Origin of the sequence: Candidatus Laterigemmans baculatus (assembly GCF_010367455.1) — a bacterium.
GTDB classification, from domain to species: domain Bacteria; phylum Planctomycetota; class Planctomycetia; order Pirellulales; family Pirellulaceae; genus Laterigemmans; species Laterigemmans baculatus.
Genome location: NZ_WRPR01000027.1, coordinates 45,576 through 54,012, shown reverse-complemented (window position 1 = coordinate 54,012; position 8,437 = coordinate 45,576). Strand labels below are relative to the sequence as shown.

Here is an 8,437-nt window from a genome sequence, read left to right as displayed (position 1 = left end):
TCGGCTTGCCGTTAAACGACTTGGTAGCCAACTGCTGGGCACTGCTGACTTTATGGCAATTCAGCGTGAGAAAGTGGCGCTGTCCAGCTAGGCTCTGTCAGAAAACCCTGAGCCGACGGCGCTAGCCGCGGGTGCTGCAGCGGAAATCCCGGGGCTGCGAGGCCCGAGGCTAGCGCCTACGGCTCACCCGAGGCTAGCGCCTACGGCTCAAAAGACCTCCCCGCGGCAAGGGTGGCGGTGACGTGGGTTTCGGTCCCTCCTTCATGCGATCCTCACCAAACCTTCGCCGGTTTCGGCTCTGGGCGATCGCTGGGCTGAGGGATTAGGCTAGGGGGCGTTTGAAGGCCAACCCCTCCTTTCGAGAGTCCACCGAATGTCCTGCGTTGTTGCTCTTCCGACGTTCTGCAGCCGCTCGCGGCGCTGCTGGCCCCGGCTGTTGGCCGTCCTCCTCGTCGCTGGGCTCGTGTCCGCCGCATCGAGTGGTCCGGCGGCGGCTCATGAAGGGCACCACGGGCCCGATGACTCTACCGAGCAGGCTCTCGAGGGGAAGATTCAAGTCGCCACCGGCTACGTCTTCCACGACACCAATGGCAACCGGCGGCGCGACGCTGGCGAACCCGGTTTGCCCGACGTCCGCGTCTCCAATGGAAGCGACATTGTCCGCACCGACGCCGAGGGGCGGTATGAGCTGAAGGTCGACGACGATCAGATCCTGTTCGTGATCAAGCCACGCAACTGGAAGACGCCGGTCAACCAAAACCAATTGCCCCAGTTCTACTACATCCACAAACCGGCCGGTTCGCCCGATTCGCATTTTCCTGGTGTCGAACCGACCGGTCCGCTCCCCGATTCAGTCGATTTCCCGCTCTACCCGAATGACGAGCCCGATACGTTCCGTGCATTGTTGTTCGGGGACACGCAGCCGCGAAACTTGAAAGAGGTCGACTACATCACCCATGACGTGGTCGCTCAGATTGTTCGCGAGGAGGGACACGATGCTTCGTTCGGAGTCACGTTGGGTGATATTGCATTCGACGATCTCAATACCATGGAGCCCCTGAATCGCGCGATCGCGCTGATCGGCATTCCTTGGTACAACGTGATCGGCAACCACGATCTCAATTATGACTCACCCGACGATGAGCATTCGGATGAGACTTTTGAACGAATCTATGGCCCCAGTTACTACTCGTTCGATTATGGCGCCGTGCATTTCATGGTGCTCGACGATGTGAGGTGGACGGGTGGGGAGAATGGGCAGCGAGGCAAATACCATGGCGGTCTGGGCGAGACGCAGATGGAGTTTATCCGCAACGATCTCGCAATGATCCCTGAGAACCAGCTCGTCGTGCTGATGATGCACATTCCACTGGTCAATGTGGAAGATCGACACGAGCTGTATCGATTGATTGAACAACGTCCCTTCTCGTTGTCCTTCTCGGCGCATACGCATTACATGGAACACCGCTTCATCGGCGAGGAAGACGGTTGGCAAGGACCCGAGCCGCATCACCATGTGATCAATGTCACTGCCTGTGGAAGCTGGTGGCGCGGAGCCCCCGATGAGAACGGTATCCCGCACGCGACGATGAGCGACGGAGGTCCCAACGGTTACTCGATCATCAGCTTCGATGGTCACCAGTACTCGCTGGAATTTCGCGCCGCCCGACGCCCGGCCCATCACCAGATGAATATTCACGTCCCGTATGAGATTGCCGCAGATGCCACCGCGGAGACGGAAGTCCTCGTTAACGTGTTTGCAGGTTCGGAACGCTCGAAGACGGAGATTCGCTTTTCCGCCGATGGCCCCTGGGTGCCGATGGAGCGGGTTGTCCGCAGCGACCCCTACTTTGAGGAGCTGAAGCAGCGCGAAGCGGCGCTTGCCGAGCGGTTGCCGGTGAAGGAGGGTCAGAAGGTCGGAGCCAATCTCCCCTGGATCGCTCTGCCCGGTGCCCATGCCACGGAGCATTTGTGGCAAGCGATGCTGCCGGCCGAGATGCCAGTGGGAATTGCAACGATCGATGTCCGCACCACCGATATGTCGGGCAAGACCTACACCGACCAGCGCTCGATCCGCATCACCGAGCCGGCCCAAGCAACAGCCGGTAGCCGGTAGCCGGTAGCCGGTAGCCGGTAGCCGGTAGCCGGTAGCCGGTAGGGAAATCGTTGAACGGCAAGTCGAAGGCGACAGGTTGCCGAGTGACGGGGAACCACGAAGGACACGAAGAGCACGAAGAAAGAGTGGAGAACGGAACCGCGGATAGCGCAGATATCGCCGATTGTTGGTTCTCGATCGTCCCCTTTCATCCGCGTTCTCCGTGCTATTCGCGGTCCTTCCATTTTTCGTGCGTTTCCGTGTCCTTCCGTGGCCACCATTCGTTGAATTCGTGTTATTCGTGGTTGTTTCCCCAGCCAAGCCCGGTCGTCGATTCGGCGAGAGTCAGTAAATCGTGTAACCTGACACCATGCACGCAGACGACCCGACCGACAGCACTCCCGACGAGAGCGAGGCTTTTTATGATCCTCGCCGGCGGATGGAGGCGTTTCGGCTGAGCCCGCTGGCGAACCGCAAGTTCGACTTCGAGCCGCCGCGGACGAACTATTTCACCGTCGTATGGGTCGAAGCGGGGTCGGGCTTCTTTTGGGCGGACGCCGCGCAGCACAATTTTGGCCCCGACCAACTGCTATTCTTCGTCCCCTACCAGTATCTCCGTTTTCGTCAGGAGCAGCCCGCGCGGGGCAGCGTGCTGTGCTTTCACGCAAACTTTCTCTGCGTCGAAACCTTTCATGAAGAGACCGGATGCAGCGGCGCGCTATTCAACGATCCGTACGGTCCGCCGATCGTCAGGCTCGATGAGCGGACGAAGGAAGACGTGACCGCGATCGTGTCTTGGATGCGTCGAGAGCAGGAGGAGCGGCAACTCGCCTACCAGGACACGTTGCTCTCTTATATGAAAATTCTGCTGGTCTTGGCTGCCCGACGGAAGGCCGCATCATCGCCGAGCTGCGACGCGGCCAAAGTGGAATTTCGGCATCCGGTGATCAACCGGCTGCGGGATCTGATCGAAGAGCATTATCGCGTCTTGCACGCTCCTTCGGATTACGCCGCCCTGTTGCACATGACCCCCAAGGCACTCGGTCGCTGTGTGCGTCAACAGCTTGGCACCACGTTGACAGAGCTAATCCGCGGGCGAATTCTTACACACGCCAAGTGGCAATTGCTGCATACGCTCAAACCCGTCAAGGAAGTGGCTGCGGAAGTTGGGTTTCAGGACGAGCTGTACTTTAGCCGGCTGTTCAAAAAAGCGACCGGCGTCTCTCCAAAGTTCTTTCGCCAGTTCGAAACGGAAATTCGCGGAGGAAGCAATCTGTCCATGTCTTCGGCCCATGCGCCCATTCCGGGGCCTGCCGAGGATGCCGAAGATGCCAGGAACTCGACGCGCGGCGGCGAGTAACGAGGCTCCGGACACTCCGGTGCGGACGGATTGGAAGACTGAATTTTGGAGAGAGATGATGAGCGTTGTGCGGCTGTACCAGTGGGCGTCCCGGCTGGACCGCGTGGGGATCGCGCTGACGCGGTTGGGATTGATTATCGTGCTGCTGTGGATTGGCGGCCTGAAAGCGTTCGAATACGAAGCCGAAGGGATCATGCCATTTGTTGCCAACAGCCCGTTGATGAGCTTTTTGATTTCCGATCCGGAGAACTACGCCGCCCACCGCAATCCCGAGGGAGCGCTTGTGCCGGAGAACCGCGCCTGGCACCAGAGCAATGGGACGTACGTGTTTGCCTATGGACTCGGTAGCATTATCGTGCTTTATGGCCTGCTGCTTTGCACCCATCCCTGGCTGCCCCAAGTGGCGGCGGCGGGCAGCTTTCTGGTGCTCGTGATGTCATTCGTGACGCTGTCGTTTTTGATTACGACGCCCGAATGCTGGGTCCCAGCACTCGGGGGCGACCACCATGGGTTTCCCTATCTGAGCGGTGCCGGCCGACTGGTCCTCAAGGATGCGATCATGATGGGGGCCGCGGTAGTCACGATGGCCGATTCAGCGCAAGCGTACCTGGCGCGGCGCGCGGTGAAGGTCCCGCGAGTGTCCTCGCTGGACGGCGGCAGGTCCCAGCCCGCGGACGAGCCGGTCGAGCAGTTGGAAACCGCCTGAAGTGGTACAATTTGGGCGTTTCCGCTCGTTCCCTTCAGACCATCGCAGCCCTCGCCATGCCGACCGATTCTCCGACGCTGTTTGACCGAGTGGGGGGCCGCGAAGAATTGCCCCGGATCGTCGAGGAATTCTATCGCCGCGTGCTCGCCGACCCGCTGCTCGCTCCTTTTTTTGAAGAGGTCGATATGGAACGGTTGAAGCTGCGACAGATCCGTTTTCTGACCTCGGTGTTCGATGGCCCGGGAACCGCCAGCGGTGAGGATCTGGCGGCGGCGCATCACGGCCGAGGGATCGAACGGGAGCACGTCTCGGCGTTTGTCGAACATCTGGCCGACGTGCTCGAGCAACACGGCGTCCAGCCGCACGACGTCGATGACGTCCGCGGACGACTGGCGACCTACGTCCCTGAAATCACCGGCCGCCCCATCAGCGACGGTTAGGGTCTGTCAGCGAACAGCAACGACACCCACCCTCCGGGAGGGTCGCGAGGAACGAGCGGGGAGGGCGAAGCGTGACGTAGAGTCTGGGGCGAGTCTGCGTTCAGCTTGGCCCTCCCCGGGCCCGAAAGCCCGGCCCTCACGGGAGGAGGGTAACGGTGAATGCCCGGTGTTCCGCGGGAGTCTAGCTGTAGCGGGCGAGCAGAGCGGAGAGGTCGATCTCGGTCGAGGAGGTGATCTCGGCTTTCATCACTCGCTCCATCTGAGTCAGAGCGAACTGGTTCAGCGACTTCTCTTCCGAGGCGATGCAGTCTCGGGGAACGATCAAGTCGTACTGCCGCATGTAGGCGTCGTGCGCAGTAAAGAGGACGCAGATGTTGCCGGCCAGTCCGGTCAGGATCAGCCCCTGCACATTCATCGATTCGAGCAGGAGCGAGAGCGGCGTCAGGTGGAACCCGGAGTGCTTGGGTTTGAGGATGAAGTAGTCGTGCTCGTCGGGTTGCAGCAGTTCGGCAATCCGCTGGCCGCGCACCCCGTCCTCGAGGCAGTGCCGCACCTGGAGTGCGAAATCGCCTCGCCAGCGTCCAAAGTTATCGTTCACATAGATCACCGGGACCTGCTGCTCGTGCGCTTGCCGGCGGAGCTCGGCGAGCCTTTCGGCCATCGGCTCTGCGTATCGCTGCAGTGCTTCGGCGCCTGGGAACTCAAGGTCGTTGATGACGTCGATCAGGACCAGCGCGAGCGGGCAGTGGTCCGGCGCCATGCCGCTCAAGGTGTCATTGTCAGCGGTTTTCCGCACGTCTCAGGACCTGTCCAGCAAAGGCGACGACTGATTAGAAGACTTCGTTGTTTCTCGCGGCGGCCTGTTCCCCCAGGACCGTCAGCGACGAAGGAGACCACTCGGAATAACTTTCGCTGCCGCTGAAGCGACTCGCGCGGTCGCCGTTGGAAGAGGGCAGGAAGCGATTGACGATGCCGAGCAGGTTCGCCGTCAGGCCCGGTGCGACCCCCGCCGCGCGGGCCGCGATTTGGGCGGGCAGGCCGATGATCAGATCCGACTGGCCCACCCGGCAGGCATGCATAATCTTCGCCGCCGCTTCGTGGGCGTCGGCTGATAAAAATGGCAGCGAATCGGAGATACTGAACCAGGCGTATTCTTCGCGGTGCTTGCCTTTGAAAGTCGCTTTGTGGGGGCTCCCGGTTCGCATCAGCCCTGGGCAGACGGTGGTGACTCGCACACCGCTCGAAGCCAGTTCCGCACGAAGCCCTTGGGAGTAGCCAACGAGGGCAAATTTACTGGCGCTGTAGGGCAATAGGTGGGGTACGGCCATTCGCCCACCGACCGAAGCGATATTCGCAATCCGGCCAAAGCGGCGAGCTCGCATGCTGGGCAAGACGGCGTCGATCAAGTTCATCGCGCCGTACAAATTAACCTTCAGTGCCTCGTCGAAGTCGCCGCGCGACATCGTGTCGGCCGGGCCAACTTGGATCACTCCCGCATTATTGATCAGGACATCGATCGGTCCCAGCCGTTGCTGGACCGTGCGGACGAGCTCCTCGACGCGCTCTCGGTCGGTGATGTCGCACTCGACGGCCATCACCAGAATCCCCTGTTCGCGGAGATACGACGCGGCTCGCTCCAGCTCTTCTTGATTGCGGGCGCATATCACCACGCGCGCCCCTTCGTTGCCGAACAAGCGGGCCAGCACCAGCCCGAGCCCACGAGAGCCACCGGTGATCAGCACGACGCGGTCACGAAAGCTGATGGCCCGCATCCGACGAATCATTGCTCGGGTGAGCAGGGAAGTCGCAAGGGCCCCGGCCAATAAGGTCGTCGCTCGGTTGCGTGTGAGTCGCATGGAGTCGCTCCGGAAGTCTCGCAAAATACACCCACCGCAGAGACGAGCATTTGCCGTACCGAATCAGCCGCCGAGGACCCACAGCCAGCCGATGATCGTCAGGGCGGCGACGACCGCGTCCCGCCGCGTGAAGCGGTCGCTGCGGGCGGTGCGGCGGACGTAATCGAGCAAGCGGCCGGTGGGGCATCCAAAGCGGCAATAACCCATCGGCACCACTGCGGCGACGGCCAACGAACCGATCGCCAGCACAACGCTCCCCCAGGCAGCCACGGGCCACAGATAGGCATCGAACGGTTCCCAGTGAGCCAGCGGAACGCTGGGAGCCGATGGAACGCTCAGCCCAAACAGGGTGAGGAGATAGGCAGCGACGAGCAGCACGCCGGGGATCGTCGTCAGCGCGGCGGTCGCTCGCGGCCCCGGCTGCCAACTCCATCGCCGCCGACCCCGGAGCAACTGCTGGGCAGCTCCGTGGGGACAGAGATGATGGCAGTAGACGTTGCGTTTGCTCAGCGGCGGCAGCAGCATCGCCATTGCGACGACGAACGCCAGGCCCGGCGCCAGCCGCCACGCAACCCCCTGCTCTGCCCAACCGACCAAGAGCGCCTGCGAGAGCAGGTTGCCGGTCCACAGCCCAAACCCCACGACGAGCGCGATCTGCCACGCAATGCGGAGGGAGCGGATGCCGCGGAGCCGAGTGCTGCTGATAGCGATCGCGCCGACGACGAACAGCACCGACACCAGATCTTTGCCCGTCCACCGGATCGACTGCCACATTTCTTGCAGCCTGCCCCAGTTCAGCCAACCATCTTCACTGGCTGCGAACTCCGCGGCGGACGCCTCAGCCGCCGCTCGACGGTCCACCAGATATCGCTCGGCCGCCACCTGGATCGTCTCGGCGACCGTTTGGCTGGTCATCGTCGCTCCCGAAACGCCTTCGATCCCCGCGGCGTCGAGGGCTGCGAGTTCGGCGAGCGTACGACCGCGGAAGTGGTTCCAAAAGTATCTCTCGTCGCGAACGTAATCGACGTACGGCTCGTTGTCATAGGTCGCCCGCAAACGGGCATCGAGCACCCGCTCTTCGGGATCGAGGACGAGCAGGACTTCGCTCGGCCCTTGGTAACCGACCAGGGAATCGACCAGCGGGCCGGTTCGCAGCAGGCGGCCGAGCGGTTTGCCCGCCGCGTCGAAAATCGTCAGCTCGGTCTCGCTGGCAGGGCCGCCGGGAGCTACGACCGGAAGTCGATCCGAAGGGGAACGGGGAGCCCGATCGGATGCCGGTGCACTGCCCGTTGTCGATTTATTGGCCGTTGTCGATGCACTGGCCGCGGTCGATTTATTGGCCCCCGCGGCTGCGAGAGCATCGCCAGCTTCGGCGGCGGTGAGCGGGCGCGGGAACCGCAGCGAGGGACGCTGGCCGGCGAGTCGCAACGAGACCGCTTCGGCGATCGCGTAGCTGGTCAGCGTCGCACCGCTGACTGCGTCGACCGGCTCGATTGCCTCGCCGATCCGCAGCCCCTGGAACTGGTCGAAGAACGTGGCCGAGCCGGTGACTGCCGCGACATGCTCGGGGGTATCGCGGCTGGAAATCAGTTCCGCGGCGACGATTCTCTGGTCGGTGTCGGCGAGCAGCAGCACGTTGCTCGGTCCGCGGTAACCGATCGCCGCATCGCCGGCGGGCGAAGTCTGAGCGACCAGAGCGAGCGGCTCCTCGTCGCCGCCGAGCACGCTCCACCAAGCCTCGCGGGCATCGAGCGGCGCGAGTGAGGCCGCAGCAGGCAGTAGCCGCTGCACGCGCTCCAGCGACGGAGCCCCGCGGGTCCCGATCGCTTCCGCGTGCCGCTCGGCCACGATCCGCAGCGGCACCGCCAACGCGACCAGCAAGCCGATCCGCAGCAAGTGGACCAGCCAAGGCTTCCACGCTCCAGTTGTTGCACTTTTAGCCGCCACGCGTCCTCCTTTGAGCCGACGGCGCTAGCCGCG

At 62.6% G+C, this 8,437-nt stretch carries 7 protein-coding genes; 4 read left to right on the top strand and 3 right to left on the bottom strand.

The window, feature by feature from the left end:
* Nucleotides 1-373 precede the first annotated feature (373 nt).
* The 4 genes from GNK13_RS06050 (at nucleotide 374) to GNK13_RS06035 (ending at nucleotide 4,601) form a co-directional block, all read left to right on the top strand.
* Nucleotides 374-2,116 (top strand): calcineurin-like phosphoesterase C-terminal domain-containing protein, encoded by a 1,743-nt coding sequence (locus GNK13_RS06050; protein WP_164101607.1) that lies wholly within the window; start codon nucleotides 374-376, stop codon nucleotides 2,114-2,116.
* Between the two features lie 349 nt (nucleotides 2,117-2,465).
* Nucleotides 2,466-3,455, top strand: a complete 990-nt coding sequence (locus GNK13_RS06045; protein WP_203328945.1) for a helix-turn-helix domain-containing protein — start codon at nucleotides 2,466-2,468, stop codon at nucleotides 3,453-3,455.
* A gap of 58 nt (nucleotides 3,456-3,513) precedes the next feature.
* Nucleotides 3,514-4,161 (top strand): DUF417 family protein, encoded by a 648-nt coding sequence (locus GNK13_RS06040; RefSeq protein WP_164101606.1) that lies wholly within the window; start codon nucleotides 3,514-3,516, stop codon nucleotides 4,159-4,161.
* 56 nt (nucleotides 4,162-4,217) lie between these two features.
* A complete protein-coding gene (locus GNK13_RS06035) occupies nucleotides 4,218-4,601 on the top strand; it encodes a group I truncated hemoglobin (RefSeq protein WP_164101605.1) in 384 nt (127 codons plus the stop codon).
* A 181-nt stretch (nucleotides 4,602-4,782) separates the two neighbouring features.
* Here GNK13_RS06035 and GNK13_RS06030 read toward each other — a convergent pair whose 3' ends face one another.
* From GNK13_RS06030 to GNK13_RS06020, 3 genes are all read right to left on the bottom strand, one after another.
* The gene (locus GNK13_RS06030; RefSeq protein ID WP_235934814.1) at nucleotides 4,783-5,397 is read right to left on the bottom strand and encodes a cysteine hydrolase family protein; all 615 of its coding nucleotides are present in this window, start codon (nucleotides 5,395-5,397) and stop codon (nucleotides 4,783-4,785) included.
* Between the two features lie 34 nt (nucleotides 5,398-5,431).
* Entirely contained in the window at nucleotides 5,432-6,457 is a 1,026-nt protein-coding gene (locus GNK13_RS06025) for an SDR family NAD(P)-dependent oxidoreductase (protein WP_164101604.1), read from the bottom strand.
* A 63-nt stretch (nucleotides 6,458-6,520) separates the two neighbouring features.
* The gene (locus GNK13_RS06020) at nucleotides 6,521-8,404 is read right to left on the bottom strand and encodes an FMN-binding protein (RefSeq protein WP_164101603.1); all 1,884 of its coding nucleotides are present in this window, start codon (nucleotides 8,402-8,404) and stop codon (nucleotides 6,521-6,523) included.
* Nucleotides 8,405-8,437 lie beyond the last annotated feature (33 nt).

Bases quoted from the DNA above. Each gene is read 5' to 3' on its own strand.
- GNK13_RS06050 (WP_164101607.1), top strand. From the start codon at position 374: ATGTCCTGCGTTGTTGCTCTTCCGACGTTCTGCAGCCGCTCGCGGCGC.
- GNK13_RS06045 (WP_203328945.1), top strand. From the start codon at position 2,466: ATGCACGCAGACGACCCGACCGACAGCACTCCCGACGAGAGCGAGGCT.
- GNK13_RS06040 (WP_164101606.1), top strand. From the start codon at position 3,514: ATGAGCGTTGTGCGGCTGTACCAGTGGGCGTCCCGGCTGGACCGCGTG.
- GNK13_RS06035 (WP_164101605.1), top strand. From the start codon at position 4,218: ATGCCGACCGATTCTCCGACGCTGTTTGACCGAGTGGGGGGCCGCGAA.
- GNK13_RS06025 (WP_164101604.1), bottom strand. From the start codon at position 6,457: ATGCGACTCACACGCAACCGAGCGACGACCTTATTGGCCGGGGCCCTT.